This is a genomic window from Pseudomonas sp. NPDC089392 (genome assembly GCF_044749595.1).
Lineage (GTDB): Bacteria > Pseudomonadota > Gammaproteobacteria > Pseudomonadales > Pseudomonadaceae > Aquipseudomonas.
On sequence record NZ_JBIVIF010000053.1, the window covers coordinates 14,158 to 40,648 of the forward strand.

Consider the following 26,491-nt stretch of genomic DNA (forward strand, 5'->3'; position numbering starts at 1 on the left):
CGTCGCGATGGGCTGCGAAGCAGCCCCGGCAATTTGTGCGTCTGTGTAGAACCCCTGGGGCTGCTGCGCAGCCCATCGCGACGCAAGGCCGCTCCTACAAGGGCCAGTGCTGGCCAGAAGAACCATGCAACACAGAATCTCCCGCCCCGATTGCGCTGAATTCAAGCCATGTGCCCTACCTGTGGGTGCTGCGGTGCGGCAATCCGACTAATGACCAACCAGGTGCCAAGCACTACCCCTTGCGCTTTGAGGCTATGCAGCAAGGCAGCGCCTTGGGCTTGGATGGCAAGCTGTTCGATACCTGCAATTTCCGCGAGGGCGTTGAGGTGTTCGTGACCGGTGAGCGACTGTTGTTGCAACGACACCAATAGGGCGTATGCCAAGGGGGCAAGGCGCGAGAAGTGAATGTTCTGATCTGCGCCGCGACGGGCCAGCAGTAGCGTAGGCTCGGCTGGCGCTGCCAGCGGAATGTGACCGGGCCCGATCTGGCTGACCGGCCAGGCATAAGCCAATGGCACGGCGAGGCTGGACAGCACCGGTATGCCATCGAGTAAATCGCCCTCTGGCTCATGGGACGGCTCGGCACCGTCGCTGAGCAGCAGTACGCTCTCGATCCATTCGTAATGCGCCAACTCGGCAACCCAACCAGGCAGATCGCTGCGGGTCTCCAGATAATTGACCCACTCCCCGGCCACCTCAGTAAACAGGGGGGTCTTGCAGCGATGGAATGCGTAAAAATCTGAAGTAAGTGCCTGCCAATGCTCCTTCGCCAAGCTGGCGTACAACACCGGGAATCCGCCGGCCAACAGCGATTGCACGTTACCGAGGAACAATTGTCGATACACCGCCAGCCGCCGGGTTTCGATACCGGGTGGCGGCGCGTTGGCGCTCGGGTCGCGAATGTAGCGGGTCATGCGCAATTGCTGCTCACGCAAGGTCTCATCCATGACGCACCTCCAGCGATCGGGCAGTCGCTTGCACGTCACGAATGTAATCCACTTCACCAAGCAACTCAGTCAGTGGTGGGAAGTTGAAGTCGCGCTCCAACAAGGTCGGCACCGGGCCCACGTGCTGATAGACGCTGGCCAACAGGCGCCAGACATCGCCTTGCACAGCTGCACCATGCGTATCGATTTTCAGGTCCGGTGCTTCGTCGTAATGCCCGGCTACATGCAGGCACACCACACGCTCGGCCGGTACGCGCGCAAGGAACGCAGCAGCGTCATAGCCATGGTTGCAAGCGTTGACGACCAGGTTGTTGACATCCAGCAGCAGGTCGCAGTCGGCCTCATCCAGCACCGCACGCAGGAAGTCGATCTCGCTCATCGCCTGGTACGGCGCCGCGTAATAGGAGATGTTTTCCACCGCGATGCGCCGACCCAGGGCGTCCTGTACCTCACGGATGCGTCCGGCGGTATGGCGCACGGCCTCGTCGGTGAACGGCATGGGGATCAGATCATACAAATGACCGTCATCGGAGCAGTAGCTCAGGTGCTCGCTGAACAACGGTACAGCGTGCCGGTCGAGAAACGCGCGGATACGCTTTAGAAATACGTGATCCAACGGCTCGGGGCCACCGAGGGACAGCGACAGGCCGTGACAGGACAACGGGAAACGTTCGGCCAGGCGCGCCAGATTTTCGCCATAGCTGCCACCGACGCCGATCCAGTTGTCCGGCGCACACTCAAGAAAATCCACTGCCCCCGTATCCATGTTCAGCAACTCTGGCAGCATTGAACGACGCAAACCAAGCCCTGCGCCCTGCAGGGTTAGTAAGGTACTCATAGGTGTTCTCCCTAAGGCCATGATCCCTCCCCGGCCAACGACACGGGGAGGACATCGGCGATGGTCAGTTCTTGGCCTGGCTCAACTTGCCGTACAGGTCGGAAGGGAATGGATTGCCGTTGGCATCGAATTGATGCTTGCGGAACTGATAGACCTCGCCCTCGGAGAGGAAACCGTCGTGATTGGCATCGATGGCGTCGAACTCGGCATTGGCCTTCGGCGCTACGGCCAGCAATTCCGCACGCGAGACACGGCCATCATGGTCAGCGTCAGTACGGGCGAAGGAGGCGTCGCCGCACTTGCCCTCACCGCACTTGCCTTCGGACTGGGTCGCTTTGGCCTGGGCGCCACTGGCACCGCACTTGCCCTCACCACATTTGCCCTCTCCGGCCTTTTCTGCGGAAGCGAGCTGGTAGCCCTGGGGCAGCGCTTCGACGGCGAAGGCTGCAGAGGTCATGTTGATACCACCGACCAAGGCTACAGTGAGCAGGCCGAGACGGGTCTTGTTGGGGAACTGGAAACGAGACATTGTGCTTCTCCGGATTTCTATGCGGTTGGGCCTCAGGGGCGAAAGAGCCAGGGAACGAGGCCCATGGGCCGTTTCGTTCAGGCAGGTTCATTTGGCCTGAGGCATGTATCCGAGAAGTATCCGGAGAGTGAGGCAATTGTAAGCAAAGGCCGAGAAGCGAGCAGCGAGATACAGAGGGATACATTCGACACACGGTAAGCATCTGCCGCGACGAGCATATGAGCGGGGACCCTGTGGGAGCGGGTTTACCCGCGAACACCGGCGCAGCCGGTGCCATGCACCGCGTTAAATTCTTCGCGGGTGAATCGGACCGCCGCACCGCCGCACAAGGTCTGCAATACGCTTGCGGGCTCTGTTCTCTGCGCGACAGCGTAACCCAAAGGACTGAATGCCCCCTGCTCTCGGCTTACCTGTGCCTGAGCACCGGCAACCGCACCAACGACCACCCCGCTTCGGACTCCGCCAACGCCAGGCGAATACCATCGCGCGGCAAGGTGTTCAACAACGCATGCGCCAAGTCACCGACCATCCAGTTGGCCGTGTTCGAGGCTATAACCCGCCCGTCCGCGGAAATCAGTACCGCTTCATGCTCCAGGCGCATGAGGCTGCGCACCAGCAGGCGCTCGACATTGTGCAACGACAGGTCCAGCCCGGCGACGCCGATGAACCGGCCCTGCACCTCGATCGGCATGGTGAAGGTCAGCACGTACATGTTGGTGCCGTACAGGTCCACGTAAGGCCCTTCAACCACGCTCTTGCCGGTCTTCATCGGCCGGCTGTACCAGGGCATTTCCGTGTAGTCGTAGTAGTTTTCGCGGCGCCGGTCGAAGTTCGGCCGTAGCGGCAGGGTCTTGCCGCCGTCGGCCAGGTACCACCATTCCAGGTGCATCTCGCGGTCGGCCAGGCCGTTGGGCTCGACGATGATGCCGCCGCCGCAGCCAAAGGCACCGGTGGTCAGCAACTGCTGGTCGATGGCCGGGCGCAGGGTCGCCAGGTCCTTGGCACTCGGCTGGCGGCCTTCGGCCAATACCCGCTCCCATAACGCTCGGGTTTCTTCCACCAGCTGGCGGACCTGGCCGAAGATGGTTCCCAGGGTGTGGTCCAGCTGCTGGGCACAGGCTGACAGCGGGTCGTTGTCGCTCAGGGCAAACATGGCATTACCTCACGCAGGTACAGCTTTGTTGTTATGCACGGCTCAGTCCTGCCCGTCGGCCAGCAGCTCCAGACGCAGGCTGATCAGGCGCTTGATGCCACGGCTGACATGGGCTTCGGCCAAGGCACCCGCCAGCACCGCATCGCCGGCGACCAGCGCCTCCAGAATCGCCCGGTGCTCGTACTCGACCACCGTCACATCAGCGCCGCCAGCGGCCTCCATCCACAGCAATTCGCCAACTTCCGACTGCAGGCGCATTTCTGCGCTGGTCAGGCGCAACGACTGGGCGGCGGCGGCCACTTCGATATGAAAACGCGCATCGGCGCGGTGCCGGGCCAGGCGCGAACTGGCCTGGCTAAGGGTTTCGATATGCTGGGCGATGCGCGCCTGCTGCTCTGGCGAGCTGCGCTTGGCGGCCAGGCGCGCCGCAGTACCGGAAATGGCGGTCTGTTCATCGCCCAGGTCACGCAGGTCGGGGCCGCTCATGTCGCGCAGGCGTTGCAGCAGCAGCGCTTCGGGCAGCTCCACGGGAGCGCAGACAAAACTGCCGCCATTGCGCCCACGGCGGGTCTCGATCAAGCCACGCTGGCGCAGCACCACCAGCGCTTCGCGCAGGGTTACCGTGGCCACGCCCAATTGCAGGGCCAGTTCCGATTCACTGGGCAGTTGCTGCCCTTCAGCGAACATCCCCAGCTCGATCGCCTCCACCAGGCGGCGCGCCACTTCATCGGTCCGCCCTTCCTGGCGCAACCGGATGAAGGCGGTGTTACGAGCACTATTCAGGGCAGTCATTGCCTCTCCCTATCGAGCATGGCCAGGCTTGGCGCGGGCCCCGGCTAAAAGGTTCAGTTTCGCATCTTATAGCGAACGGGCCAGCGCCCGATACCGATTTACGGGCCATTCTACCGCCTGGAAGCGGCTTTTCGCAGTGGTTGGCAAACTAAAAATATTAAGATATGGTTTCATAGGTTTAGATTTCTACCAATAAGACCGACCAAGGAATCCGCCATGCAAACCAAACTCCTGATCAACGGCCAGTTGGTCGACGGGCAAGGCAGCCCGTACGCCGTGTACAACCCGTCCGAAGGCACGGTGCTGGTGAATATCGCCGAAGCCAGCGCTGCCCAGGTGGATGCCGCGGTGCAGGCCGCCGACCAGGCCTTCGCCGGCTGGTCGCAGACCGCACCCAAGGATCGCGCCCAGCTGCTGCTCAAGCTGGCCGACCGCATCGAAGCCGAAGCCGCCACCCTCGCCCGCCTGGAGTCGCAGAACTGTGGCAAGCCGTACCAGGCAGCACTGAACGACGAAATCCCGGCCATTGCCGACGTGTTCCGCTTCTTTGCCGGCGCCAGCCGTTGCCTGTCGGGCTCGGCCGGTGGCGAGTACCTGCCGGGCCACACCTCGATGATCCGCCGTGACCCGCTCGGCGTGGTCGCCTCCATCGCGCCGTGGAACTACCCGCTGATGATGGTCGCCTGGAAGCTCGCCCCCGCGCTGGCCGCCGGCAACTGCGTGGTGCTCAAGCCTTCCGAGCAAACCCCGCTGACCGCCCTGGCGCTGGGCGAGATCATGGCCGAGCTGTTCCCTGCCGGCGTGGTCAACATCCTGTTCGGTCGCGGCCCGAGCGTTGGCGAGCCGCTGGTCAACCACCCCAAGGTGCGCCTGGTGTCACTGACAGGTTCCGTGGCCACCGGCGCACGGATCATCGCCAGCACCGCCAACAGCGTGAAGCGCACCCACATGGAACTGGGAGGCAAAGCCCCGGTACTGATCTTCGACGACGCCGACATCGACGCAGCGGTCGAGGGTATCCGTGCGTTCGGCTTCTACAACGCCGGCCAGGACTGCACCGCGGCTTGCCGCCTGTATGTCCAGCAAGGTGTCTACAAGCAGTTCGTGAGCAAACTGGGCGAAGCCGTGGCCAGCCTGCGCATGGGCCTGCAGGACGACCCGCAAACCGAGCTGGGCCCGCTGATCACCCGCGAGCACCTGGAACGCGTCGAAGGTTTCGTCGAGCGCGCCAAGGCCCAGCCGCACATCCGCCTGGTCACCGGCGGCCACCGCGGTGCAGGCGACGGCTTCTTCTTCGCGCCGACCGTGCTGGCCGATGCCCGCCAGGACGACGAGATCGTCCAGCGCGAAGTGTTTGGCCCGGTGGTCAGCGTCACCCCGTTCACCGACGAAGCCCAGGCCCTGGCCTACGCCAACGACTCCGACTACGGCCTCGCCTCTTCGGTGTGGACCCGCGACGTCGGCCGCGCCAACCGCCTGGCTGCGCGCCTGCAATACGGCTGCACCTGGGTCAACACACACTTCATGCTGGTCAGCGAAATGCCCCACGGCGGCATGAAGCAGTCGGGCTATGGCAAAGACATGTCCATGTACGGCCTTGAGGACTACACCTGCGTGCGCCACGTGATGTTCAAGCACTGATTGTCGACTTTGGTCATAAAACATATAAAACCATAGGCAATATGGCATGGGTTCTGCTTTCACCCGTGCCCAAGCCTGAAACCAGCCGTCAACGTTACCTTCCGGCACAGGCCGGGGGTTCGGGCTTACGAGGTGTGTCACCATGCTTATCACCGGCATTAAAAGCCGCCCGGTCTATGACCAGCTGCGGCCCATGGCAGGCGGCCTGCGCCACCTGATCGCGGGCCAGGGCAGCGGCGGCGCGGCCATGTTGCGCCTGATCGCGGACATGTCCGCCGCGCAGCGCGCGCACAGCACCCTGCTCTATTCCACCGAGTCGTTCTCCGGGCACGACCACCTGCAGGCCCTGCAAGCCGCAGAAGCGGCCGGGCTGGAAGTGTTCCCCAGCAACCAGGCGTTGATCGCCGCCCTGCGCGAACGGCTGGGCCTGGCCCACATGGGCACCCGCCTGTACCTCAGTGGCTCGGAAAGCTTCATCGGCACTGCCATGCAGGCCGCCAATGCAGTCGACCTGAACCGCGACGAAGTGCTGCGCGAGCACAGCGGCACCCTGGTCCGCCGCGTATGGTGCGCGCACTGCGACACCTACACCGAGAACGTCACCCAGCGCGTGTTCACCTGCCCCGGTTGCCAGCTCGACCTGGTGGTGCGCGACCACTATTCCCGCCGCCTGGCCGCCTTCCAGGGCATCAAGGCCGATGGCGAAGTCCCGGGCGAACTGCCAGCAGCCGAGGAGCTCGACACATGAATACCCACAACGGCACCCTCAGCGTGCGCGTCGCCCGTATCGAAGCGCTCACCCCGGAAATCACCCGCTTCACCCTGGTCGACCCGGCCGGCAAGCACCTGCCGGCGTTTTCTGGCGGCAGCCACGTGGTGGTGGTGGTCGAAGACGGCGACAAGACCCACCGCAACGCCTACTCGCTGATGAGCTCGCCCTACGACTCCAGCGCTTACCAGATCGCCGTGCGCCGGGTCAGCGATGGCCGTGGCGGCTCGCGTTACCTGCATGACCGGGTAGCTGAAGGCGACCTGCTGCAGATCCTGCAGCCAGCCAACCTGTTCCCGCTGGCCAAGCATGCCCGCCAGCATATTTTCATTGCCGGCGGCGTCGGCATCACCCCGGTGTACTCGCAACTGGAAGAGCTGCAGCTCAAGCAGTCCACCTTTGAGCTGCACCTGGCCGTGCGCGGCCCCGAGCACACGGCCCTCGGCCTGGAACTACAAGCACGTTACGGCGAGCGCGTGCACCTTTACGTGCAAGGCGTGGATGCGCGCATGGACATCCGCCACATCCTCGAAGGCCGCCCACTGGGCAGCCACGTGTATGTCTGCGGCCCGGACAGCATGATCGACGACACCCTCGACAGCGCCCACGCCCTTGGCTGGACCGACAGCCACATCCACTACGAGCGTTTCGTCGAACAGGGCTCCAGCGGCCAGCCATTCAGCGTCACCCTGGCCCGCCAGGGCGTAACCATCGAGGTGCCGGCCGAACAGTCGCTGCTCGAGGCCGCCGAACAGGCCGGCTACAAGGTGCCCTACCTGTGCCGTGGCGGTGCCTGCGGATACTGCGAGACCGAAGTACTGGACATCGATGGCGAACTCGACCATCGCGATGACTGGCTCAGCGAGGAAGACAAGCTGAGCAAGCGCAAATTCATGCCCTGCGTATCCCGCGCCAACTGCAGCCGCCTGGTCGTAGACCTCTGAGACAGGAAAACAACAACATGACCGCATTCAAGCCGATCGAGACCTACGCCGACGCAGGCCATGGCCACACCTACAAGAACAGCCGCGAAGCCGTGCTGCGCCTGCCCTTCCCCTATCCGGAAGACCAGTACATGTACTCGATGAACGTCGAACCGCACGTGCCGTTCGGCACGGGCGCGCTGCGCGGGCAGTTCGACATCGACGAGCACTACATCTCCGAATGCCACCACCGTGCGCACACCCTCGACAGCCAGCCGGGCGTGCACTACGCCGCCCTGCCGCACATGATGGAAGCCCAGTGGGACCTGCTGGAGCTGCTGATGGAGTCGTACTCGCGCGACTACCCCGAGCACTTCACCCTGGAGAAGAAAGGCAGCCAGTGGCACTGGATCAACCGCCCGCTGCAGATCGACCAGACCTTCACCTTCGGCGACGCCAGCACCCTGCCGATGGAGCCGATGGAATACATCACCCGCCAGGCCCAGGGCGAATTCATTCTTCTCGAAGAGCGTGACGACACACTGGTGATGGGCGCCGGCATGGCTACCCAGCGCGCCGACTATTCGCTGCGCTTCAACCTCGGCATGAGTTTCATGGAGTTCCATGGCCCGGTGCCCAAGCTGCATGAGATGGGCATCCTGCAACGGGCGCTGAAGTTCCTGCTGCGCCTGCGCCCTGGCCACCCGGTACGTCGCACCAACTGGTCGATCACCGTCAACCCGCGTCTGGAAACCTCCGCCGAAACCCTGCCCGACTGGGCGCCGGAGCGCACCACTGTCACCGCCGAGAACGCCGGCGAGCTGGTCAACCTGCGCATCGAGTTGCAACCCCTGCACCGCTTGCCGCGCAGCAACGCCGTACTGTTCCCGGTGCGCACCTACCTGGTCAGCCTGCAGGAACTGGCCGAGTTCGCGCCGCAGTGGGCCAAGCGCATGCACCGGGTGATCCGCGACCTCGACCAGGAACTGGTCGACTACAAGGGCTTCACCCGCTACCGCGATGCCATGGTCAGCTGGTTGTCGCAGTACGACGACGGCACCCCGGTCGACGAAAGCCAGCAGTAACCCGTACCCTGCGCGCGCCGGCCACCGGCGTGCGCCTACCCAACGCTGTGCATGCCATTCAGGGGTTACCCCAATGAAAACAATAAAACACTGCTTGCCCGAGAGCTGGAGCCTGGTGTTCTCCGCCGCCGCGTCTGCCTACGGCGTCGGCCTGCTCGGGCTGTGGGCCTTGCCGTACCTGATCAGCGCCATCATTCACGATTTGCAACTCAACGAAGCCCAGGCCGGGCTGCTGATGTCGGCCGAGTTTGGCTTCACCATGCTCGCCTCACTGCTGGTCGCCCCGTTCATGGGCCGCGCACCACGGCGCACCCTGGCGCTGGCCGGCACCCTGCTGGCGGTTGCCGCCAACCTGCTCAGCGCCAACATCGACAGCCTCTACGCTCTCGCTGCAGTACGCTGTGTTGCCGGTATTGGCGCCGGTCTGGCACTGGCTTGTGGCAACGCCGCCGTGTCCAGCGCCAAACACCCCGACCGGGTCGCCGGGCACATGAACGTGCTGTCGGTGGTGCTGATGATCGTGGTGATGTTGGGTTACGCCAAGGTCATGGCCAGCCATGGCTTGCACGGTTTGTATTACGCCATGGCAGCGACCATGGCAGTGATGCTGCTGGCGATCCCGGCGATGGCGCAACGCGCGCCGATTGCCGAGCCTTCACCGCAGGCGCCTGCCGGCAAGCAAGCGTCGGGCAATATATTGCTGAGCCTGCCTGCTGTCTGCATGATGCTGGCGATGTTCGTGTTCCAGGCCCGCGACACCATGGGCTGGGCCTTCGTCGAACGGATCGGCACCATGGTCGGCTACAGCGGCGATGAGCTGGGTGTGCTGCTGTCGTTCCAGTCGTTTGTGGGCCTGATCGGGCCGCTGATCGCTGCCATGGTCGGCAAGCGTTTCGGCATGAGCACGCCGGTGATCCTGGCGATCCTGCTGACCGGCGCAACCAGCCTCAGCTATGTGCTGGGCGAGCACTCCAAGACCCTGTACACCGCCGGGGTGATGACCATCTGCATCACCTACTTTTATGCCCTCAGCTACCTGACCGGCCTGGCCGCCGCCCTGGACCGCGAAGGGCGCGTGGTGGCTGCTGCCGGCAGCTTCCTCAGCCTTGGGCTAGCAGTAGGCCCGGCAATTTCGGGCGGGTTGATTTCTGTGGGTGGCTTTACGCTGGCAGCCTGGGGCATCGCCGTGACTGTGGTGCTCACTCTGCTGCTGGTAGCCGTACCGTTGGCGAGCATCCGCCGTCATCACGGTTCAATGCCATCGAATTTGGTTAACCAGGCAGCTGTTGATGGCTCCGCTGCGGGCTGAATGACTGAGGGTGTTTGAGGGAGGTACGGCGTGCCTCCCTTGGGCAAACAAATCGGTAGGAGTGGTGATGACAAGTCAAATTGAAAGAGAAACTAACGGCTGGTTATTTCTATCGAGGGTGCTTTTGAGCGTGCTGGCAAACCGCGCGCTGGCCTTGTGATATTTTCAAGTCGCGCTGTGGCCACGGTTAGCCTCCGACTGAGTCTCGGAGGCCCCGCGCATGCCTTGAAGGCAAAGCCGCCCAACTGGTAGCCCGTGCCCTGCTCAAACCTCAAAGACAAGCACCATCCATGTAGGAGCGGGTTCACCCGCGAACACCGGCAAAGCCGGTGCCAGCCACCGCGCTGCCTCCATGGCATCAACTGCCGTGCATCCCCCCTCAAGCCACACGGTCTCTTGTAGGAGCGGCCTTGCGTCGCGATTGGGCTGCAAAGCAGCCCCTGGATTTCAGCTTCGCCGCAGAAATCACCGGGGCCGCTGCGCGGCCCTTTCGCGACACTAGGCCGCTCCTACAGGTCCTGCGCATGCCTTGAAGGCAGCGCCGCCCAACTGGCAGCCCCCGCCCTGCTCAAACCTCAAAGACAAGTGCCGTCCATGTGGGAGCGGGTTCACCCGCGAACACCGGCAATGCCGGTGCCAACCACCGCGCTGCCCCCATGACATCAACTGCCGTGCATCACCCTTCAAACCACACGATCTCTTTGTAGGAGCGGCCTTGCGTCGCGAAAGGGCTGCAAAGCGGCCCCCATGGCCCCAACCAACAACCACTTCCCCAATCTCTACTCCGCCTCACCCTGCGACGCCCCCAAACCATCACTCACAAATGATGTCAATTTGCCTCGAAAAATCAGAATTTAACGCTTTCTTGTAGGGCATTTCCCAAAGATACTGTTGCCGCCTATTTTCCGTTGCGGGTGCCCAATCGGGCCTCTAGTCTGGGCCTGTCGCTGCATATCAGTGACATGGCTTTGACAGGCCGCGACGGTATTTGGCTACGGCACACCTTTATGGTGGCTGTACGTGCGGGCACGCATGCGTGCGCCGGAGCTTGCCAATTCCGCCGGTCTGTCAACCCACGTACAGCTGCCACCCAACTGTTTGACAGCAGCGAGGTCGCGGCACCTATAAGGAACTGGATAATGTTAAAGATGGTCCCCGATCCGCCCAACACCCTCCACTCTCTCGAAGACACCATCGTCCAAGCCGCGGAGTACGCCCTCTGCGCGCTAGCCATTTCGCAACAAGCAATGCTGCTGCAGCCCAAATCACCTGCCGCGATCCTGACGATGGCAACGACACATGAACTTGAGTCACTGCGCTTGCTGCTTGAGTCCGCATTGATTCAGGCACAAATGCCGAACGAGCCGCGAACGCTGCACTAAGCCGCAAGCCATGTGCTGCCTGGGCTGGACCTGTTGCCGGCGAAGGTGCTCGCCCAGGTTTTAGACGATCAGGGAGATGGACCAATGACTACCGATGAATCGAACGAGAAAACCACTGTAGGCAAGACCACGTTCTACCAAGGGGAGAACCAGACCCATCCGCTGTTTCGCATCGAAGCCGGCATTCCCTGCAAAAGCGCTCGGGAGCAGTCTTCGGAGTTGATGGGGTATGTGCGGGAGCTGACGATTATCGGGTTGATGGAAGAGAAACCGATGATGATCTGGGCTGCGCATTACCTGAGTGCGTTGGCCAAGGCGCTGATGGATGATGCTGAGTTGGGCATGATGCGCTGAACGCTGGCGTAGCAGGTGGAACGCCAAACGTTTCGCCTGCGCAAGAGGCCCGACCATTTACTCGTCCTTCCAGGTTACAGGAAGGACACTAAAGACCAAAGCATTCGCAGCACTGGGCCTCTCAAGAACCGAAAAGTGAAGAGGGTCATCTTCGAACTTGTTCTCAAGGTACTGCTGGATCTAATCAGTTTCGCATGTGCTGGCGGTAGCCTGATCGCGGTAGAGGGTGATCGCAATGCTACTGAGACAGCATTGAAAGAGTGGCAGGCTGCAAAAAAATCGACCTCGCCGACAGCCCACATGTGCGCCTCGGCTCAACCCAATCAGAGCTGATGACTTCCCTAAGCGACAGACTGCTTATGGAAACCGATTGAGCGCAAGCAGAAAACGCCCACCACCCAAGCACAATCGTTACTGCCACTAATGGGAAGCGCTTTCAACCAACCATTCAGGAATATCCCGCATACCGTGTAAAACGCGCCAGACATCGATACGGTCATCGCGTTCAACATAGAACACCAGGTAGGGATAGCGTTTCAGCGGCCAATAAAGCAATCACGGCAGATCCAACTCATGAGCGTACCGAGCTGAACCCAGGGCTGGATGCCGACTGATGTGGGTATAAGCCTTTTCCAAGGCATCGATAAAACCGAGTGCAGCCTGCTAGACCTGCTCACCAAGGTAATAGCTGATAGCGTCTTCTACGTCCTGGTTGGCAAGCGCTCGTGGAATGACGGGCTTGGCCTTCATCCTTAAGCCTTACGAACCTTGGCGCGTAGAGATTCGAAATAGTCACCATCCACAGGAGCAGCGGGAGCTGATTCAGCGCCAGCCAGTAGTAAGCCACGCAGATGCTGCCGATACTGGTCCTTGCGAATCAGCTCTCGGACATATTCGCTACTGGTGCTATAGCCTCGCTGACTGACCTGATCATCGACAAATGACTTGAGGGCATCCGGCAGGGAGATATTCATGGTGCTCATGGCTTTTGTCCGTGCTTGACAAAATTTGCCAAATTATACCCCTCCAGCCTGCCTCGCCAGTGGACTCGACTCGATTTTTCATACAAAAAGTGCCGTCACTGGCAGTTTTTGTAAGTGGGCACAAACATGGGTAGAAAAATCATCACCCACAAAAAAGCCCCATTTTCAGGGGCTTTGATGAAGAATATGGCGGAAGCGTAGTCCGCCAAACTGCACTCCAACGACTTCCACCGCTGTACGCTCTACCGACGAACAGCACCTCTAAATCAGGCATCAGGCGTTACCATTTTCCACTGAGACCGATTGATGGCCAACCCAAGCCAGCATCCAAAGTATGGGCTGGAGTATGGGCTGAGAGTGAGGAGGACGGCAATGAAATCGAACCTGTTAACGGTCAAGTCAGTGGAGCGGTTACTGCGCTCGGGCGAAAAAGCCATGCACAGCGATGGCCAGGGCTTGTATCTGAAGGTGTCGGCTATGGGCAGCGGGAGCTGGATTTACCGGTTCAAATTGAATGGGAGATCCAGGGATATGGGGTTGGGTACCGTAGACGACATCACGCTCGTCCAAGCCCGGGACTCAGCCAGTCAGGCAAGAAAGATCGTCAAGGGCGGATCAGATCCCATCTTGCTGAGGCAGCAACTTTTCAACCCTGAACAAGAAGAGGAAGCGCCCCCCACCAAGGCATTTAAAGAAGTAGCCCAGGATTACATCGAAGCCCACAGAGCCGGCTGGAAAAACGCCAAGCATGCCCAGCAGTGGACCAATACACTCAGCACCTACGCCTTTCCCATCATCGGGAACAAGCCGGTGGACGAGGTTGATACTGATCACATTCTGCAAATCTTGAATCCGATATGGACTCAAAAGCCTGAAACAGCTGCAAGGGTGAGAAATCGGTTAGAGCTTGTTCTAGATGCGGCGAAGGCTCGCCGATTGCGCACAGGTGAAAACCCGGCTCTATGGCGAGGCCACCTTGACAAGCTGCTACCCCGAAGACGATTGGCAGACCGTGGGAATCACGCAGCTCTCCCCTGGCAGCAACTCCCCTCTTTCATGGCAGCTCTCAAAAGCTCCGCAGACCTCAGCTCAATCGCGGTTGAATTGACTGTATTGTGCGCCCTGCGAACCGGCGAGATTATAGGTAGTAGCTGGGACGAAATCGATCTCAAAGAGGAAATCTGGACCATTCCTGCCGCGCGAATGAAAGCCGGTCGCCAACATAGGGTCCCCCTATCGAAGGCTGCCTTAGAAACGCTGCGCCGCCTCAAGGTTGGAAACAATAGCGAGTTGCTGTTCCCCGGTCGTACTGCTGGCCGGCCACTTTCCAACATGGCCATGCTGCAGAAGATCCGAGGCATGGATGAGATATCGCTGAAGAACGGCGGGCCAGGTTGGCGTAACGAAGCTGGCGAAATCATCACCATGCATGGTTTTCGGTCAAGTTTTAGAGACTGGGCAGCCGAGACAACCCATTTTTCCAACATCGTTCCTGAGATGGCACTAGCGCATAAAGTCAGTAACGCGACAGAAGCAGCTTACCGGCGTGGCGACCTGTTGGAAAAACGGAAACAGCTTATGGAGGAATGGGCTTGCTATGCCTTGTCAGCTTGCAAATCGATCTACAGTACATAGTGCAGGCTTAAGCGAATGTCAGACGGGAAACGAGACTCGCATCGGGCCGGCGAGCCATTGAAAAATAAGGGTTTTCAGCTATCCCTCAAGCAGGGATAGCCTTCATTCTGGACTCATTCTTCGCAGCTTACAACGGGCGCGCGCATGCTCATCGCACCGAAATGGGTTTGGCTGTGACCACCTACAACCTCATGCGGGCAGTCGCGCCTTAGGGGTTCGGAAAAATGATTTCGCGGATGGGCTGAAAGGCCTCTTCCCGCACAACAACAAACGCCCCGATCAAATCAGGGCGTTTAGTGAAGGGGCACCTCAGTGCGTCACAGTTGTTGGCGCTGATGCGATTTTGAACCGGATTACCGAAATTTGCTGATCCATCCGAGTGCTCGAAAAGTGATGGCCCTGCAGTGATTTCGGGAGCAGCATGTGGGTCAGTCGAGATCAGCCGGACCTCATTTCTGGCGTAACGCGCGTCATTGATCGGCTAAATTGTAACTAACGGATCGACGTCGACCTGAGGTGTATCCGAAATACAGCAATGCCCCACCGACCGCCGCCAAGAAGCATTCTACCTGCTCGAAGCCCATGTACGGGTCGTAAAGCAATCCGACCACCAGCGGCCCAGTCGCACCAATACCATAACCCACACCCTGCACCATGCTTGAAAGTTCGGCCGCGACCTGCGCGTTATCCGATCGTAATACAATCATCGTGATTGCAATGGCGGTTAACGCGCCCTGGCCGATGCCTTGCATCCCAGCCCAAAACCAGATCTGCTGAACGGGTGCCGACAGGCATCCTAGGAAGCCGATGGTAGTCAGCAAGACCACCACGACATTGAACCAGGATTGGTTCGGCAAGCGTGTGGCGATCAGCGGCGCTGCCAGGCAGGCGATTGTTTGCAGGAGGATCGAACTGCAGACGATGACGCTGGCTTCCAACGGGGCCAAGCCACGCCCTTGGAGAAACGGGGCCAGCCAGCCGAACACGGTAAACGAGTACATCGACTGCAAGGCCATAAACAGCGTCAGTTGCCAGGCAAGTGTACAGCGCCACACCCCTTTTACCTTGAGCGCAGCGAGGCGGGGTACCGCCCTGCCCTTGGGCACTTGCAAAGACCAACAAGCGCCCGCAACGGCCGCCGGCAATGACCACAGAGCTAGAGCCGTCGCCCACCCACCGCCGAGCAAACGCTGCAGTGGGAGCGTGAGCCCCGCGGCCATGGCAGCGCCACTCAACAACGCCATGGAGTAGAGACCGGCAATCAGCCCGGTCGAGGTGGAAAAGTCCCTTTTAATGAGCCCGGGTACCAGCACGTTGATGATGGCGATCGCACTGCCGACCACGGCCGAACCGGCCAGCAGCCCGTAGATATTCCCGTTGCCACGAAGCCATATCCCCGCCGATAGCGCGGCCATCAATACGAAGATCGTACGTTCCGCGCCCGCCTTCCTGGCTAGGTAAGGCGCCAAGGGGGCAAAAACGCCCAAGCAAAGTACTGGCAAGGTGGTAAGCGCACTGGTGGCGGCAGCGGTCAACCCAAGGCTGATCCTGATATCCGACAACACAGCACCCAGGCTAGGGAACGCCGTGCGAAGGTTCAACGCCACCAAAACGATACTGCAAGCCAGAAAAAACGACCGACTTCTCGTCGCGGTATGACCTGGGTGTGATGATGGTTCAGTGAGTGCCTGCGTTACAGCCTGCTCCATGCCTGCCCTCCCTGAGCGCCCGCCACTTTCGATGGCATGGCCCAGCAATGAGAAAGGCCGCACAGGGTATCTGTGCGGCTTTGCGGCTTGTTCAGTTACTTCTTGATGATGTTGTGTTCCGGGCCGTATGGGAACTTGGTGATGTTCTCGCTGCCGTGCTCATTGACGATCAGGATGTCATGCTCGCGGTATCCGCCAGCACCCGGCAGGCCCTCGGGCAGCATGATCATCGGCTCGATCGAGACCACCATGCCTGGCTCGAGTACGGTGTCGATATCTTCGCGCAACTCGAGGCCCGCCTCGCGACCGTAGTAGTGGCTCAGCGTACCGAACGAGTGGCCGTAACCGAAGGTGCGGTATTGCAGCAGATCGTGCTCCAGGAAGATCTCGTTCAGCTGCAGGGCGATCTCGCTGCAGCGCATGCCAGGCTTGACCAGTTTCAGGCCAGCCTCATGCACCTTGACGTTGACTTCCCACAGGCGTAGGTGCTCATCGGAGCAGTGGTCCAGGAACAATGTCCGCTCCAGCGCGGTGTAGTAACCCGCGATCATCGGGAAGCAGTTGAGGCTGAGGATGTCGCCTTTGTTGACCTTGCGCGACGTCACTGGATTGTGGGCGCCGTCGGTGTTGATACCCGACTGGAACCAGGTCCAGGTGTCCATCAGCTCGGAGTCAGGGTAAGTGCGGGCGATTTCACGCACCATCGCCTGGGTAGCGTGCAGCGCCACTTCGTACTCAGGCACCTGATCACACAGGGCCTCGACGACCGCCGCACCACCGATGTCGGCAACCCGGGCCCCCTGACGGATGATCGCGTGTTCTTCAGCCGACTTGATCATGCGCATGCGCATGCATGGCGCGGCGATGTCCACTAGCTCGGCCTGCGGATAACGACTGGCCAGTTTGTCGCGGTTCATCAGGTTCAGGTGGTCGAACTCGATGCCGATACGCCCAGCCTTGGGCAGTGCCTGCTGAATCGCGACGAAGTAGTTATCGCGCTGCCAGTCGGTGTAGATGATGTTGTCGGTACCGACCGTACGGCGCCATGGCTGGCCACCATCGATGTTGGCGCTGATCGACACGACGGCTTCCTGCGTGACGACCAGTGCATAGGGACGGCCGAACGAGCAGTACAGGAAGTCGCTGTAGTAGTTGATGTTGTGGTAGGAAGTGAAGACCGCAGCATCGATATTGTTTTGTGCCAGGTAAGTGCGCAACTTGGACTGACGGTTGGCATATTCCTGTTGCGAGAACGTCGGTTTAACTTTTTCGCCGTTCTTGATCTGGATGGTTTTTGGCATTTGCATGTCTTCTATTCCTTGGTAGTGAGCAGCAGAGAGGCCCTGTTATCGGTGCCACTGGTGATCATTCGACCAGATAAATCACATGCTTTTTTGCGCCAATCCGACCCCTAAGTGATCAGATCCGTCGCCGTGCAAACGAGGCCAAGAGCAATGAAGGCGAAGCAAACCCGCACGAAATTTAATCTGGTGCTTTCTGAAAAAACGCCTTGGCTGCTGGGCACTCGCCACACTTCCCCTTCCGTGCGAGAAGAACCTTTTATTGGAGGGTATAGGCGATGGCAGGTAGAGAACTAACGACACCGTGAGCAGGGTCTACGCGCAGTATTAAACCCTGCTGAGCGGGTCGGTCGCAGTCGCGCCCATTGCAGGCGCAAGTCCGGGTAACAGATGGCGAGGATTCAGTGTGGGCAGTGCACGAACAAGCGTTCAAGAACGGGCCGGGAAACCCCGATCAGTGCTGCCAGTTCGCTGATTCCAAGTAGGCGAGATGTCAACGGCGTGATCAACGTCAGGGTCTTCTGGACCTGCTCCGAAACGCTACCCGGCGCATGCACATACCGGATGTGACCAGCAGGCAGGTTCGCCTGATCATCAACGGCGGGCAACAACCACATCACCTGCGCCGCCGCACTGCGCATCATCGGGCTCGATACATAGTGGCGCAGTTGTGGGGCGCCTGTGCGTGACGGCATTTCATTGCCGAGGCAGAGAATCAGTACATCCAGCGGTTTTGCCTGGTTCAGTTCCACGGTGGCTGTGGCAATGCCGTTGCTAGCCTTCAACGGCCGGCCTGCAAGGCTGAGGATCTGCCACTCGCACACATCGCACCGGGCCATTTCATTGGCGACGCGCAACGGCTCCAACGCGGCGGCCAACGCATAGAAATCGAACCCTTCGCTCAACAAGAAACCAATGCGCACGGCGCTGGTCAGTCGCTGGCCGACTTCAGTCAATTGCTGCATGTACTGCCTCCTACTCTACCCACGCAGCGTCTACTGCGAACACCACGATTGTCCCTGCAGTTGCTTGGCCAGACGTGTCAGATTTCGACCCCTAATTGCCGCGCAGAATCAGGGCACGCGTATCAGCCCATCCAGCATGAACGGTCTGGCCGGCCTTCAACTCAAGCGCGTGGTAGTCCGCGTTGGGCCTCTGTACCTGCAATTCCAGGCCATCGCGGGTTTCCAGGTAAACGTTGACCATCGAGCCATTGAACTCTTCACCCACGACCGTGCAAGGCAACCGGCTATCGGCTGTCGGTTGCGTGGTCAGGTCGATATGTTCGGCACCGATGCAAACCGTTACCTTCTCACCCAACGCAACCGTTCGGCCTTCAGGCAAGCGTGCCCGGAAGCGACCATGGGGCGAGTCGATCTGAACCACCCCTGTATCGATGAAACCGAGCACGACCCCCGCGAATATGTTCTTGCCGCCGACAAACTCGGCGACAAAACGATTGTGTGGTTCCAGGAAGATATTCTTCGGCGAACCGATCTGCTCGACGCGACCGCGGCTCATGATCACCACCCGGTCAGCCATGGCAAAGGCTTCCGATTGGCTGTGAGTGACGTACACAAAGGTGATACCCAGGTCCTTCTGCAAACCGGTCAACACCGCCTGCATGCGAACACTCAAGTGCGCATCGAGCGCGCTGAGCGGCTCATCCAGCAGCAGGATCGACGGTTCGGTGACCAGCGAACGAGCCAAGGCCACGCGTTGCCGTTGCCCGCCGGAGAGCATACTGATATCCCGTGTGGCGAATTCCCCCAGATCAAGTCGTTCCAGCCATTGCAATGCCTTCTTGCGCCGCGCCGCCTTGGCCATACCCCGCATCCGCAAGCCGAATTCAACGTTTTCCACCACGTTCAGAAAGGGGAACAACGCCAGGTTTTGCCACACCAGCGGCGTGTCCCGCTGCCACGAGTAGAGGTCGTTGATGCGCTGGCCGTTCAAGCGAATCTCGCCAGAGCTTGGCCTGTCGAGCCCGGCCAGCATGCGCAACGTGGTGGTTTTGCCACAGCCGCTGGAGCCCATGATCGCAACGAATTCACCCTTGTATATTTCCAGGTTCATCGGTTCGACAGCCATGAAACTGCCGAAGTGTTTGGCCACGTTGTCGAATACCACTAACGGTTGAGTCATGTTCGAGTCCTGCTGGGCATGGAGGGTTCAGCTGCGTTTGCCGTCAGCGGGCTTTTGCTGCCGGCTCATCAGCAAGATCTGCGCGATGGTCGTAAGCGTGATCGTCGTGATGAAAACGATCGTGCCGATAGCGTTGATGGTCGGGCTCACTTGGCCTTGCAAGGTATTGAGAATGCGCACCGGCACCGTCTCGTTGAGCCCCGAGACGAACCAGGCAACCGCGAATTCGTCGAACGAAACCGCCATGGTCACGAACAATGCGGCGAAGATGCTCGGTACCGTGAACGGCAGGATCACGAAGCGCATAGCGTGCCACTGGCTGGCGCCGAGATTCCAGGCAGCGGCCTCCAGTTGCGGGTCCATCTGCGCCAGGCGCATGCGAATCACCGCCATGGCGAACGGCGAGCACATCACAATGTGGCTGATCATCACCGCATGGAGTTCACCGGACAGGCCAACCCGCGACAAGAACGCCAGCATCGCCAGGCCAAGGATCACCACGGGAATGGTCGGTGGCAGTAGCGCCAGCGCCATGTAGACCGACTTGCCGAAAAAGTGGTAACGGAAGTCTGTATAAGCCGCAGTAAAACCGAGCAACGTAGAAACCAGCGATACCACCACCCCGACCAACAGGCTGTTCTTGAAGGCTTGCCACACTTGCGGGTCTGTGGCGATCGCCTCGTACCAACGCAAACTGAACCCACCCAACGGCAAAGATGGGAAACGGTCGACGTTGAAGGAGAACACGAAGCTGCCAATGATCGGCGTGAGGATGAACAGGAAGACCAGCGCAACAAAGCTGCGCAGCATGAAGTTGATGACACGATGCTCGTTCATGCGCGCCTCCTGTAAGCGTAGCGAACCATCAGGAACGCCACCATGAGCAAGGTCACGATCATCGCCGTGGCAATCACCGCCGCACGCGGCCATTGCTGCCCTGACTTGGTGGTGTCGGTAATGAGCGTGCTCAAGGTCGGCGGTTGGCCACCGCCGAGGTAAAGCGGGCTGACAAAATCGCCGAAGGTCATGATGAAACAGAACAGCGCCGCCACCACGATGCCAACCCGCGCCGACGGTATGATCACCAGAAACACCGTGCGCACACGGCCTGCGCGTAAGTTGTGCGCCGCTTCGATCAAAGTTCGGTCGATATACATCAGGCTGAACAGCTGCAACAGCACCACCAGCGGCAAGCACAGGGTGAAGTAACCTACGTAACTTCCAAAGGCGGTGTTGAGCATGGGCAACGGCCCTATTCCCAGCAGTGCCAGCGCGCTATTGAGCAAGCCTTGATCGCTGAGGAAGACTTGCCAGGAATACGTGCGGACCAGGTAGCTGGTGAAAAACGGTGTAATCAACAATAAGATAAGCCACTGCCTGGTCGCCGCACGAAACTTGAATGCAATGGCGTAGGCGCACGGGAACGCCACGACACTGATCAGAACGCAGGCACCTGCTGCCATGGCCCATGTGTGAAAGTAGGCATCCCAGAAGAACCCACGGCTGAACATGTAGCTCCAGTTCTGGCTTTCGAATGCAGGTTGCATGCGAAAGTTACGGACCAGCCAGAAGCTGATGGTCACCAGGAATACCAGCGGGAATACAAAGAACACCGATTGCCAGATCAGTATCGGTAAAGAAAAACTCAACCCATACCAGGGCAAGCGAAAGTTTCGCCTGCCTGGACGAGAAGCGCGCGTGTCGGAGGGTTCCTCACGGGCGGGCAGCGGGGGCGATACCTTGTTCGTGATCATTGCGCCGGTCCTCTCTGCGCGCCATCAAGCGCCCTTGTATTCCGACCAGAAGTCGTTCCACTGCTCCAGGCTCTGCTGCACAGGGAGTGCGCGGTACTGGATACGCCCCTCGCGGATATCGTCCATGACGTTGCGCTGGCCCGGCACCATGCCCTGGCGTTTCGCTTCGGCCGGGTCGACCAGGTTGAGCAACTCCCAGCCGCGCTTGTTGGGTATCAGCGCTGGATAGGCCTCCATCTTCGCCGACTTGACCTGGCCTTCGGGTGAGGTGATGTATTGAATGAACTTTTTGGCCAGCTCAGGGCTACGGGCTTTTTTCGCGATGCAGTAGGACTCGGTCCACTGCAACCCACCCTCCTCTGGCACGACGGTTTTCACCGGCGCACCGGCACGCTGCAGGACACCGGTGATCCAGTCGCCAATGCCACACATTGCATGGACCTGGCCACTTTTGAGCGAGGCGAACGTGCCGCCATAGTCGAAGAAGCCGCCCACTTGGCTGCGAAGGCTCAAGGTTTTTTCCTGCACCATTTTCCAATGAGCGACATCAATGTCGTAGGGCATACGGTTGTTATTGAGCAAACTGATTTGCCCAAGATTCGGCAAGTGCCAATCGAAGTGCCCAACTTTACCCTTTAGACTTTCGCCCCAGAGCACCTGGTAACTTTTGACTCTAGATTCGGACAGCAGTTGGGTATTGAAGGCAATACCGAGGAAACCAAAGCGGATCATCACCGAATACAGTTCATCACCCTCCCAGTGGCCAGGGAAGTGTTGGAATTCTGGAAAGAAGTCATCGAACGGGTAATCGGCCGGGTCCAGTCGCTCAATATAATCAGCGGCGTTAAGTTGCTGTACATACTCGGCATCCGACAAGATCAGGTCGAATGTACCCGGGGGCGACTGGGATATCAGCCCAAGCATGTTATCGCCGCCAGTATAATATTTGGCACGGACCTTGACCCCGTGCTGGCGCTCGAAATCAGCGACGATATCGGGCGCGGCATGCCCGGCCCAGGCCAATATCACCAGTTCTTTTTCTGCTGCGCCCAAGCCTCTGGACGGCCACCAACTACCCAGCGCTGCCGCACCGGCGAGCACGCTGCTGTTTTTTATGAATGTACGGCGTGATAGATCGGCGCGATACTTCATGAAGATATCCTCGGTAATCAAAACATGCCTTGGCCCGTCGTGCTCTCGCCACGCCGTGCCAAATTTTTACCGCCTTATTGATTACCGATTGCAGCAGATCGCCAGCAGGACGATTTGCATTTTTCCGACCTGTAGTTTATCAAACTCGCCCCTCGCCGCACTGGCAGGGCCACTGCCGCGCCCGCGGATAGCGCTACGGCAGTATTTGTCAACTCCAGGTCGGAAACTGACAATTACAACAGGTTGCGATCTGATCAAATCGTGACATCTGCTACCTGCTACAAGCCGGACGACCTCAACGATTACAAGAACATAGAGAGACCACCCGATGAACGATAGCGTAGTAATTGGCGAACTCACCTGGCCTGAGTACGCCCAGCGTGTTGCATCCGGCAGCCCGATTTTCTTGCCAGTGGGCGCCTTGGAGCAACACGGCCATCACATGTGCATGGAAGTGGACGTATTACTGCCGAACGCGCTGTGCAAGGCAGTAGCGCGCAATGTCGACGGCCTGGTATTGCCCGCTTTGGCCTACGGCTACAAGTCGCAGCAAAAATCGGGCGGGGGCAATCACTTTCCCGGCACCACCAGCCTGGATGGCGCGACACTGACGCATACCATCCAGGACATCATCAGGGAGCTGGCCCGGCATGGCGCGCGCAAGCTGGTGATGATGAATGGGCACTACGAGAACTCCATGTTCATCGTGGAGGGTATCGACCTGGCGCTGCGCGAGCTTCGTTATGCCGGCATCACCGACTTCAAGGTCGTCATCCTGTCCTACTGGGATTTCGTCAATGCGCCCGAAGTCATTCAGGAACTTTACCCAGACGGATTCCTCGGCTGGGACATCGAACACGGTGGGGTCTTCGAAACCTCGTTGATGCTCGCCCTGCACCCTGACAAAGTCGACCTGGCCCGAGCCGTCGATCATCCGCCAGCCACCTTCCCTCCCTACGATGTGTTTCCGATCATTCCGGAGCGCACACCGGCGTGTGGAACCCTGTCATCGCCCAAGGGCGCCAGCCGCGAGAAAGGCGAGTTGATTCTGCGCGTCTGCACCGAAGGCATCAGCAACGCCGTCCGCGAGGCATTCGGCTAAGCGTCAAGACACTGCATGAATTTCCCAGAGCACGATTCGCATTAGCTGTTCACCCGCCATCTATAACAACAAGGGTAATGATAATGTCCAGCCACTCAACTCTGGCACCCGGCCTCAAACAGCGCCACGTCACCATGCTCTCAATAGCCGGCGCTATCGGCGCCGGCCTTTTCATCGGATCGGGGCACGCTATCGCAGCCGCTGGGCCCGCCGCCATCCTTGCCTACATCATGTCTGGCACACTGGTTGTGCTGGTCATGCGTATGCTCGGTGAAATGGCAGTTGCCTCCCCTGATACCGGTTCGTTTTCCACCTATGCCGAACGCGCCATGGGACGTTCGGCCGGTTTTACCATCGGATGGCTGTACTGGTGGTTCTGGGTGCTGGTCATTCCCATCGAAGCGATTGCCGCAGCGGCTATCTTGAATGCGTGGTTCCCGGCGATCGAAACCTGGGAGTTCGCGCTGGCAGTCACCGCCTTACTGACCTTGACCAACTTGTTCAGCGTTGCCCGCTATGGGGAGTTCGAGTTCTGGTTCGCCATGCTCAAGGTCATTGCCGTGCTGGGCTTCATCGCCTTGGGTGCGCTGGCCCTGACCGGCGTCGTGCCAAACCTCAGCGTCAGTGGCGTGGTCAAGTTGAGCAATGACTTCGGCGGCTTCATGCCCAACGGCATGGCTGCGGTCATTGGCGCCATGCTGACCACGGTGTTCAGCTTCATGGGCACTGAAATCGTCACCATCGCCGCCGCAGAGTCGAAAGACCCCTCCAGGCAGATTACCCGAGCCACCAACTCGGTCGTCTGGCGCATGGGCATCTTCTATATCGTCTCGGTGTTCCTGATCGTCTCGATCGTGCCATGGAACGACCCCATGCTGGTGCAGGTCGGCTCCTATCAAAGAGCCCTTGAGCTGATGAATATCCCTCACGCCAAGATGATCGTGGATATCGTCGTGCTGATCGCCGTGGCCAGCTGCCTCAACTCGGCGATCTACACCGCATCGCGCATGGTCTACTCGCTGAGCAAACGTGGCGACGGCCCTGCCGTTCTACAGCGCACCTCATCAGTCGGTGTGCCATTCGTCGCGGTACTGGCCAGCACCGCTGTAGGCTTCCTGACCACCGCGTTGAACTACTTCGCACCGGACGAGGTGTTCTCCTTCCTGCTGGCGAGCTCCGGTGCCGTGGCATTGCTGGTCTACCTGGCCATCGCGGTATCGCAATTGATCCTGCGCAAGCAGATGACCCGCCGAGGTCAGGTCATGGCCTTCAAGATGTGGTTGTTCCCTTGGCTCAGCTACCTGGTCGTCGCCTCCATCATCGGTATTCTAGCGATGATGCTGGTCATGCCGGGACACCGCATGGAAGTGCTGGCAACTGGTGCGCTGGCACTGTCCATCGTGTGCATGAGCTCTATCTTCTCGCCCAAGAAGCGCCCACTGCCCAATGCTGCAACCGAATCAGCCTAAACCTGGTCGAGCCATTTCCCCCTGCGAAGGCAACGCGTTCGCAGGGTTTTTGCTTTTTGCGACGAGCCGTAATCATGGGGCGAATATCGGCCAGTACGTCCCTATTGCCCGATCACTCCGTGTAATATGCCCTCAATTCTGGCATGAATACCTTGTACACAATAAATTGCCGGTATCGGTAAACAGGCGCGAAGCACGTCATTTTGCATTGAAGGAGCCGTATTGATGGGTACGCTGAAGTCCTCGCTACTGGCCACGGGATACCCTGTCAATGATCCCCCGCCCAAGGTTATCGGGTTTCTGGTGATTCCTAATTTCACCACCATTGGGTTTGCCTCCGCCGTGGAGACCTTGCGCATGGCTAACCTGGCCGCCCGCAGGACCTTGTTCCAAACGCTCATCATCGCCGCCGACATGGAGCCGGTGAGCGCCAGCAACGGCATGCGCATCCTGCCTGACCACAGCATCAAGGACGTGCCCAAGCTCGACATGCTGTTCGTGGTAGGGCCTAACCCCATCGTCTCCGACCACAATACCCGCGCCATCGTGAACTGGCTGCGCAGGCTCGCCCATGACCAGGTGGCGTTGGGTGGCATTTGCACAGGTAGTCATTTGTTGGCGCGCGCCAATTTGCTCACGGGTTACCGCTGCACCATCCATTGGGAAGACATCGAAGCGTTGAAGGAGCGCTTCCCTGGCATCATCATTTCCAACCAGCTGTTTGAACTTGACCGAGACCGTTACACCAGCTCCGGTGGTGTAGCCTCCATGGACATGATCCTGCAACTGATCACCCGCGAGCCTGGCGGGCGAGAGATTGCCGCGCATGCAGCCGAACTGCTGTTATGTGACCGAGTCCGTAGTTCGCAGGAACGTCAGCGCGTGCCCTTGCGACAGAAACTAGGTACCTCCCAACCCAAGCTCAGCCAGGTCGTCAGCATTATGGAAGCTAACCTTGAAGACCCCATGACCTTGGAGGAGCTGGCACAGTTGAACGACATCTCCGTTCGGCAGCTGGAGCGTCTGTTTCACAAGCACCTTCAAAATACGCCAAGCCAGTATTACCTTGAATTGCGCCTGTCGCGGGCCCGGCAGCTGTTGTTGCACAGTGAATCGCAAGTACGCGATATCGCACTCGCCTGTGGCTTCGTTTCGCCGGCGCATTTTTCCAAATGCTACAGCCGTTTCTTCGGTGTTTCGCCCATTGGTGAACGCAAGCAGGTTGCCGCAGCACATTGCTGATCATTTCCATTCGGCCATGCGGCCTCGCTGGGCCGGCTCCGAGCGATTTTGTGATTATGCCCAAGCGTTGGGTAGCGGGCCGTACTCATGCCTGGAATGAGTGCGCGAGGCGGCTGACTATGCTCCATGGTGGGTTGCTTGATCTGAGTACGGCATGGGTCTAATTGTTCGAAGTCCACATATGTTGCCGCTGACCGAAAAATGACCCAGTTTCGCCCATTGTGCTGACTGAAAACTGACCCAGGTGTTCCACTGCACCTGCTCATTTTTTGAGCAG

Annotated in this window: 24 protein-coding genes and 2 pseudogenes; 12 read left to right on the forward strand and 14 right to left on the reverse strand. The window is 59.5% G+C overall.

What is annotated here, in order from left to right:
• Positions 1 to 161: 161 nt before the first annotated feature.
• The 5 genes from ACIP1G_RS28365 to ACIP1G_RS28385 all read right to left on the reverse strand — a co-directional run bounded on the left by ACIP1G_RS28365 (position 162) and on the right by ACIP1G_RS28385 (position 4,259).
• Positions 162 to 947 carry a DUF2063 domain-containing protein gene (locus ACIP1G_RS28365; RefSeq protein WP_400743112.1) on the reverse strand — a complete coding sequence of 262 codons (786 nt, stop codon included), beginning with the start codon at positions 945 to 947 and terminating at the stop codon, positions 162 to 164.
• On the reverse strand, positions 940 to 1,785 hold the full coding sequence (locus ACIP1G_RS28370; RefSeq protein WP_400743114.1) for a DUF692 domain-containing protein: 846 nt from the start codon (positions 1,783 to 1,785) through the stop codon (positions 940 to 942). The genes ACIP1G_RS28365 and ACIP1G_RS28370 overlap by 8 nt, the downstream gene beginning before the upstream one ends.
• 64 nt (positions 1,786 to 1,849) lie before the next feature.
• Positions 1,850 to 2,314 (reverse strand): hypothetical protein, encoded by a 465-nt coding sequence (locus ACIP1G_RS28375; RefSeq protein WP_400743117.1) that lies wholly within the window; start codon positions 2,312 to 2,314, stop codon positions 1,850 to 1,852.
• 406 nt (positions 2,315 to 2,720) lie between these two features.
• Positions 2,721 to 3,467, reverse strand: a complete 747-nt coding sequence (locus ACIP1G_RS28380) for a cache domain-containing protein (protein WP_346642801.1) — start codon at positions 3,465 to 3,467, stop codon at positions 2,721 to 2,723.
• Positions 3,468 to 3,509: 42 nt separating this feature from the next.
• Positions 3,510 to 4,259, reverse strand: coding sequence for a FadR/GntR family transcriptional regulator (locus tag ACIP1G_RS28385; RefSeq protein ID WP_400743121.1), 750 nt, complete (start codon positions 4,257 to 4,259; stop codon positions 3,510 to 3,512).
• 216 nt (positions 4,260 to 4,475) lie between these two features.
• On the opposite strand from ACIP1G_RS28385, the gene ACIP1G_RS28390 reads away from it, so the two are divergent.
• The 7 genes from ACIP1G_RS28390 (at position 4,476) to ACIP1G_RS28420 (ending at position 11,722) form a co-directional block, all read left to right on the forward strand.
• The gene (locus tag ACIP1G_RS28390) at positions 4,476 to 5,900 is read left to right on the forward strand and encodes a gamma-aminobutyraldehyde dehydrogenase (RefSeq protein ID WP_400743123.1); all 1,425 of its coding nucleotides are present in this window, start codon (positions 4,476 to 4,478) and stop codon (positions 5,898 to 5,900) included.
• 142 nt (positions 5,901 to 6,042) lie between these two features.
• Entirely contained in the window at positions 6,043 to 6,648 is a 606-nt protein-coding gene (locus ACIP1G_RS28395) for a dimethylamine monooxygenase subunit DmmA family protein (protein WP_400743125.1), read from the forward strand.
• On the forward strand, positions 6,645 to 7,613 hold the full coding sequence (locus tag ACIP1G_RS28400) for a PDR/VanB family oxidoreductase (protein WP_400743128.1): 969 nt from the start codon (positions 6,645 to 6,647) through the stop codon (positions 7,611 to 7,613). The genes ACIP1G_RS28395 and ACIP1G_RS28400 overlap by 4 nt, the downstream gene beginning before the upstream one ends.
• A gap of 17 nt (positions 7,614 to 7,630) precedes the next feature.
• Entirely contained in the window at positions 7,631 to 8,677 is a 1,047-nt protein-coding gene (locus ACIP1G_RS28405) for a heme-dependent oxidative N-demethylase family protein (RefSeq protein WP_400743131.1), read from the forward strand.
• Positions 8,678 to 8,750: 73 nt separating this feature from the next.
• A complete protein-coding gene (locus ACIP1G_RS28410) occupies positions 8,751 to 9,986 on the forward strand; it encodes an MFS transporter (protein ID WP_400743134.1) in 1,236 nt (411 codons plus the stop codon).
• A gap of 1,139 nt (positions 9,987 to 11,125) precedes the next feature.
• Positions 11,126 to 11,368, forward strand: coding sequence for a hypothetical protein (locus ACIP1G_RS28415; protein ID WP_400743137.1), 243 nt, complete (start codon positions 11,126 to 11,128; stop codon positions 11,366 to 11,368).
• Between the two features lie 84 nt (positions 11,369 to 11,452).
• Entirely contained in the window at positions 11,453 to 11,722 is a 270-nt protein-coding gene (locus ACIP1G_RS28420) for a DUF3077 domain-containing protein (RefSeq protein ID WP_400743140.1), read from the forward strand.
• 420 nt (positions 11,723 to 12,142) lie between these two features.
• Here ACIP1G_RS28420 and ACIP1G_RS28425 read toward each other — a convergent pair.
• Positions 12,143 to 12,367 (reverse strand): annotated as a pseudogene (locus ACIP1G_RS28425) (type II toxin-antitoxin system RelE/ParE family toxin).
• Positions 12,368 to 12,474: 107 nt separating this feature from the next.
• The gene (locus ACIP1G_RS28430) at positions 12,475 to 12,705 is read right to left on the reverse strand and encodes a type II toxin-antitoxin system ParD family antitoxin (RefSeq protein ID WP_400743141.1); all 231 of its coding nucleotides are present in this window, start codon (positions 12,703 to 12,705) and stop codon (positions 12,475 to 12,477) included.
• A 372-nt stretch (positions 12,706 to 13,077) separates the two neighbouring features.
• Between ACIP1G_RS28430 and ACIP1G_RS28435 the strand changes: the two genes are divergently transcribed.
• Positions 13,078 to 14,340 (forward strand): tyrosine-type recombinase/integrase, encoded by a 1,263-nt coding sequence (locus tag ACIP1G_RS28435; RefSeq protein WP_400743144.1) that lies wholly within the window; start codon positions 13,078 to 13,080, stop codon positions 14,338 to 14,340.
• A 470-nt stretch (positions 14,341 to 14,810) separates the two neighbouring features.
• On the opposite strand, the gene ACIP1G_RS28440 is transcribed toward ACIP1G_RS28435, so the two are convergent.
• The 7 genes from ACIP1G_RS28440 to ACIP1G_RS28470 all read right to left on the reverse strand — a co-directional run bounded on the left by ACIP1G_RS28440 (position 14,811) and on the right by ACIP1G_RS28470 (position 22,401).
• Positions 14,811 to 16,049, reverse strand: coding sequence for a CynX/NimT family MFS transporter (locus tag ACIP1G_RS28440; protein WP_400743146.1), 1,239 nt, complete (start codon positions 16,047 to 16,049; stop codon positions 14,811 to 14,813).
• A 95-nt stretch (positions 16,050 to 16,144) separates the two neighbouring features.
• Positions 16,145 to 17,356, reverse strand: coding sequence for a M24 family metallopeptidase (locus tag ACIP1G_RS28445; RefSeq protein ID WP_182941202.1), 1,212 nt, complete (start codon positions 17,354 to 17,356; stop codon positions 16,145 to 16,147).
• 395 nt (positions 17,357 to 17,751) lie between these two features.
• Positions 17,752 to 18,315: a hypothetical protein gene (locus tag ACIP1G_RS28450; RefSeq protein ID WP_182941205.1), complete on the reverse strand. Its 564-nt coding sequence runs from the start codon at positions 18,313 to 18,315 to the stop codon at positions 17,752 to 17,754.
• A 91-nt stretch (positions 18,316 to 18,406) separates the two neighbouring features.
• Complete coding sequence (locus ACIP1G_RS28455; RefSeq protein WP_182941208.1) at positions 18,407 to 19,495, reverse strand: ABC transporter ATP-binding protein; 1,089 nt, start codon at positions 19,493 to 19,495, stop codon at positions 18,407 to 18,409.
• 27 nt (positions 19,496 to 19,522) lie between these two features.
• Positions 19,523 to 20,332 carry an ABC transporter permease gene (locus ACIP1G_RS28460; RefSeq protein ID WP_182941211.1) on the reverse strand — a complete coding sequence of 270 codons (810 nt, stop codon included), beginning with the start codon at positions 20,330 to 20,332 and terminating at the stop codon, positions 19,523 to 19,525.
• The gene (locus tag ACIP1G_RS28465) at positions 20,329 to 21,249 is read right to left on the reverse strand and encodes an ABC transporter permease (protein ID WP_182941214.1); all 921 of its coding nucleotides are present in this window, start codon (positions 21,247 to 21,249) and stop codon (positions 20,329 to 20,331) included. Before ACIP1G_RS28465 ends, ACIP1G_RS28460 begins: the two co-directional genes overlap by 4 nt.
• 24 nt (positions 21,250 to 21,273) lie before the next feature.
• Positions 21,274 to 22,401 (reverse strand): extracellular solute-binding protein, encoded by a 1,128-nt coding sequence (locus ACIP1G_RS28470; RefSeq protein ID WP_182941217.1) that lies wholly within the window; start codon positions 22,399 to 22,401, stop codon positions 21,274 to 21,276.
• Positions 22,402 to 22,729: 328 nt separating this feature from the next.
• On the opposite strand from ACIP1G_RS28470, the gene ACIP1G_RS28475 reads away from it, so the two are divergent.
• The 4 genes and pseudogenes from ACIP1G_RS28475 to ACIP1G_RS28490 form a co-directional block, all read left to right on the forward strand.
• On the forward strand, positions 22,730 to 23,503 hold the full coding sequence (locus tag ACIP1G_RS28475; protein ID WP_182941220.1) for a creatininase: 774 nt from the start codon (positions 22,730 to 22,732) through the stop codon (positions 23,501 to 23,503).
• Positions 23,504 to 23,586: 83 nt separating this feature from the next.
• On the forward strand, positions 23,587 to 24,972 hold the full coding sequence (gene gabP / locus ACIP1G_RS28480; RefSeq protein ID WP_182941223.1) for a GABA permease: 1,386 nt from the start codon (positions 23,587 to 23,589) through the stop codon (positions 24,970 to 24,972).
• A 225-nt stretch (positions 24,973 to 25,197) separates the two neighbouring features.
• The gene (locus ACIP1G_RS28485) at positions 25,198 to 26,214 is read left to right on the forward strand and encodes a GlxA family transcriptional regulator (RefSeq protein WP_182941226.1); all 1,017 of its coding nucleotides are present in this window, start codon (positions 25,198 to 25,200) and stop codon (positions 26,212 to 26,214) included.
• 32 nt (positions 26,215 to 26,246) lie between these two features.
• Positions 26,247 to 26,378: pseudogene (locus ACIP1G_RS28490) on the forward strand (IS5/IS1182 family transposase); the annotation flags it as partial.
• Positions 26,379 to 26,491: the final 113 nt, after the last annotated feature.

Excerpts from the sequence above, each read along its gene's own strand:
- ACIP1G_RS28430 (WP_400743141.1), bottom strand. The coding sequence starts at position 12,705 with ATGAGCACCATGAATATCTCCCTGCCGGATGCCCTCAAGTCATTTGTC.
- ACIP1G_RS28455 (WP_182941208.1), bottom strand. The coding sequence starts at position 19,495 with ATGACTCAACCGTTAGTGGTATTCGACAACGTGGCCAAACACTTCGGC.
- ACIP1G_RS28380 (WP_346642801.1), bottom strand. The coding sequence starts at position 3,467 with ATGTTTGCCCTGAGCGACAACGACCCGCTGTCAGCCTGTGCCCAGCAG.
- ACIP1G_RS28485 (WP_182941226.1), top strand. The coding sequence starts at position 25,198 with ATGGGTACGCTGAAGTCCTCGCTACTGGCCACGGGATACCCTGTCAAT.
- ACIP1G_RS28460 (WP_182941211.1), bottom strand. The coding sequence starts at position 20,332 with ATGAACGAGCATCGTGTCATCAACTTCATGCTGCGCAGCTTTGTTGCG.
- ACIP1G_RS28405 (WP_400743131.1), top strand. The coding sequence starts at position 7,631 with ATGACCGCATTCAAGCCGATCGAGACCTACGCCGACGCAGGCCATGGC.
- ACIP1G_RS28475 (WP_182941220.1), top strand. The coding sequence starts at position 22,730 with ATGAACGATAGCGTAGTAATTGGCGAACTCACCTGGCCTGAGTACGCC.
- ACIP1G_RS28365 (WP_400743112.1), bottom strand. The coding sequence starts at position 947 with ATGGATGAGACCTTGCGTGAGCAGCAATTGCGCATGACCCGCTACATT.
- ACIP1G_RS28375 (WP_400743117.1), bottom strand. The coding sequence starts at position 2,314 with ATGTCTCGTTTCCAGTTCCCCAACAAGACCCGTCTCGGCCTGCTCACT.
- ACIP1G_RS28370 (WP_400743114.1), bottom strand. The coding sequence starts at position 1,785 with ATGAGTACCTTACTAACCCTGCAGGGCGCAGGGCTTGGTTTGCGTCGT.
- ACIP1G_RS28440 (WP_400743146.1), bottom strand. The coding sequence starts at position 16,049 with ATGGAGCAGGCTGTAACGCAGGCACTCACTGAACCATCATCACACCCA.
- ACIP1G_RS28415 (WP_400743137.1), top strand. The coding sequence starts at position 11,126 with ATGTTAAAGATGGTCCCCGATCCGCCCAACACCCTCCACTCTCTCGAA.
- ACIP1G_RS28445 (WP_182941202.1), bottom strand. The coding sequence starts at position 17,356 with ATGCAAATGCCAAAAACCATCCAGATCAAGAACGGCGAAAAAGTTAAA.
- ACIP1G_RS28465 (WP_182941214.1), bottom strand. The coding sequence starts at position 21,249 with ATGATCACGAACAAGGTATCGCCCCCGCTGCCCGCCCGTGAGGAACCC.
- ACIP1G_RS28390 (WP_400743123.1), top strand. The coding sequence starts at position 4,476 with ATGCAAACCAAACTCCTGATCAACGGCCAGTTGGTCGACGGGCAAGGC.
- ACIP1G_RS28435 (WP_400743144.1), top strand. The coding sequence starts at position 13,078 with ATGAAATCGAACCTGTTAACGGTCAAGTCAGTGGAGCGGTTACTGCGC.
- ACIP1G_RS28410 (WP_400743134.1), top strand. The coding sequence starts at position 8,751 with ATGAAAACAATAAAACACTGCTTGCCCGAGAGCTGGAGCCTGGTGTTC.
- ACIP1G_RS28400 (WP_400743128.1), top strand. The coding sequence starts at position 6,645 with ATGAATACCCACAACGGCACCCTCAGCGTGCGCGTCGCCCGTATCGAA.
- ACIP1G_RS28395 (WP_400743125.1), top strand. The coding sequence starts at position 6,043 with ATGCTTATCACCGGCATTAAAAGCCGCCCGGTCTATGACCAGCTGCGG.
- ACIP1G_RS28470 (WP_182941217.1), bottom strand. The coding sequence starts at position 22,401 with ATGAAGTATCGCGCCGATCTATCACGCCGTACATTCATAAAAAACAGC.
- ACIP1G_RS28450 (WP_182941205.1), bottom strand. The coding sequence starts at position 18,315 with ATGCAGCAATTGACTGAAGTCGGCCAGCGACTGACCAGCGCCGTGCGC.
- ACIP1G_RS28420 (WP_400743140.1), top strand. The coding sequence starts at position 11,453 with ATGACTACCGATGAATCGAACGAGAAAACCACTGTAGGCAAGACCACG.
- ACIP1G_RS28385 (WP_400743121.1), bottom strand. The coding sequence starts at position 4,259 with ATGACTGCCCTGAATAGTGCTCGTAACACCGCCTTCATCCGGTTGCGC.
- gabP (WP_182941223.1), top strand. The coding sequence starts at position 23,587 with ATGTCCAGCCACTCAACTCTGGCACCCGGCCTCAAACAGCGCCACGTC.